Annotated in this window: 1 protein-coding gene; it reads right to left on the bottom strand. The window is 43.9% G+C overall.

Annotation, left to right across the window (positions count from 1 at the left end; all coding sequences use genetic code 11):
- Positions 1 to 79: 79 nt before the first annotated feature.
- On the bottom strand, positions 80 to 1,759 hold the full coding sequence (gene ltrA / locus QUB08_RS31620) for a group II intron reverse transcriptase/maturase (RefSeq protein WP_333230220.1): 1,680 nt from the start codon (positions 1,757 to 1,759) through the stop codon (positions 80 to 82).
- Positions 1,760 to 2,382 lie beyond the last annotated feature (623 nt).

The following is a 2,382-nucleotide window of genomic DNA, read 5'->3' as shown; positions in this document are numbered from 1 at the left end:
GACTGTTGGGTAAGAGAGCATACGTCGCCGTATCTCCCTCCCCTAAGAACCGGACTTGACACTTGTCGCATCATCCGGCTCAAGCCTTTGCCTTCACAGTACGTTTACCACTGTGTACCGCTTTATGACAGATTTTGTGTAGGTGCTGGAGATTGTCGATGTCATCCGAGCCTCCTTTTGTCATTGGTACTATGTGATGTGTTTCGATAGCTTCACCATTGCTAAGATATTCGCCACAGATAGGGCATTTCCATCCTTGATTTTGGGCAATTTGGTAATACTTCGACCCTTTTTCCCAGATGGTTTTCCCAGATTTTGCGGCTCTTTTAGCCCAGTATTTTGTTAGGTTGGGGTCGTCTGGGGATGCTGTTCCTTTTACCTTTATGTGGCGTTCGATGGGTATTTTAGCTATGTTAAATAGGCTAATTTCCTTGTTGTTACCTTTTCTGTCCTTGACATTGCAGGTAAACTCCCACCCTTTGCCTCTAATTTTAAAGTATCGGTTGGCAATCCACCGTTTGCTCTTGTTTGGGTGTCGCCGTTTTGCCCATCGCCCAAGTGATATCCATACCTCAGAACTGATGTAGCTAAACACTTCTTTGCTGACGGCGTGGCGATAGTAGTTTCCAAAGCCTCGAAGTTTGGGGTTTAATTGTTCAATGACAATTTTCTGTTCTACCGTTTTATTTCTTTTGAGCCATTCCCTGATTTCCTTAAGGAATTTTAGGGCTTTCTCTTTTTGCGGTTTGATCAGTAGTTTGCCATTGTATTGTCTGAGATTAAACCCAAGAAAATTAAATCCTTCGCTGATGTGTACGATTCGGGTTTTCTCTCTATTTAGTTGTAACCCTTTGTTTGATAGCCATTGTTCGATTTCAGGTCGGATTTTCTCTATGTCTTCTTGACAGGTAGCGGTGACGATGAAGTCGTCTGCGTATCGGACGAAACCATATCTATCGGATTTGTATGAGCCTTTGACCTTCTTGAATTGGCTCAAGAAGTTTTCCAGACCGTGTAAGCCGATATTTGCCAGTAGGGGGCTAATAATGCCTCCTTGTGGCGTTCCGCTTTGTGTTTCATGAAGTTTTCCCTTGTCTATGTATCCTGCTTTTAACCATTGCTTGATTAGGCTGCGGGCGGGGAAATTCCCTATGGAATGTAGGATGGTTTCATGAGTGATATTGTCGAAGAATCCTGATAGGTCGGCATCCAGAACCCATGTGTCTCTATTACCTTGTAGGCGTAGAAAACACTGCTCAATGGCATCGTGGCAACTTCTTCCGACTCTGAATCCATAACTGTTTGCCTCGAAAAGAGCTTCCCAGATTGGTTCTAGAGCGTTCTTAACTATGGCTTGTGCTACTCTATCCTTGATGGTGGGGATGCCTAATGGTCTTTGCTTCCCATTGGCTTTTGGTATGTATACTCTTTTGGTGGGTTTAACCTTCCATAGTGTGTGCTGCCCCATTTCTCGGATGAGTTTTACCCGTTGTTCAGGTGTTAATGCTACCTCCTTGTCCACACCTGCTGTTCGTTTTCCTTGATTCAGTTGGGTAACTTTACGCACTGACAAAATTAGATTGTCGAAGCTTCTTAACATCAGTTTTGTGAGGCTTCTGACCTGATTCCACTGACCGCTCTGTGTGGCACGATAAATCCGTTTCCTCAGATTCTTAACATTCTTGACGATTGATTTCCAGTCAATCTGTGACCAGTCGTTAAGTTGTCCAGAGCTTCCGATAACCATAGTGGTTTCCATCTTTCAATCTCCGTTTAGTTTCTTTGAATCCTGTTTATCGTTTAAGACCTGTCAGAAGTGGGCTACCATTTTCAGGCGGTGTGATGTTGGGATATTCCTCAATCCTTATCCTCTGCATTACACAGGGCGTTCGCTTTCTCTGACTTCCTTTACCCCCTAGACAATTCGGCTGTGATTACTCTTGGCTTACTCTCTTGTTTCGACCTTAAGAGAGAGTCTATTGGGCTTACCGTGTTTCGCTTTTGATGACCTGCGAAAAAGGTTAGGGTTCGACTCATACTCCGATAGCTTTTTGAACTTCTTTATTAGACAGCGAAACTTCTAATAATCAGCTATTTACCTTTTGGTTAAGGTGTTCCAGCCTGATTTCACCTTTTCGTGTATCACGGAGCTAGATTAGTCGTTTACTTATCGTTAACCCTTCCTTTTCTTCCTCTTGCATACACTACCGATTTAGGCTATCAGCTTAGATGCTTGTGTGGTCTGCACTCCAACGATTTTATTACTTACTTTCGTTGTGACCGGACTCGGATTGAGTCTTTTACACGAGGACTGAGGAGAAGTACCCCAGAGAGAGACGGCTCTCTACTCATCAAATGCGACTTTGCACGTCGCGCTTCACC

It is taken from the genome of Microcoleus sp. BR0-C5, assembly GCF_036705045.1.
GTDB lineage: Bacteria > Cyanobacteriota > Cyanobacteriia > Cyanobacteriales > Microcoleaceae > Microcoleus.
Note: the sequence above shows the minus strand (reverse complement) of the source record. Positions and strands in the feature narration are given on the sequence as shown.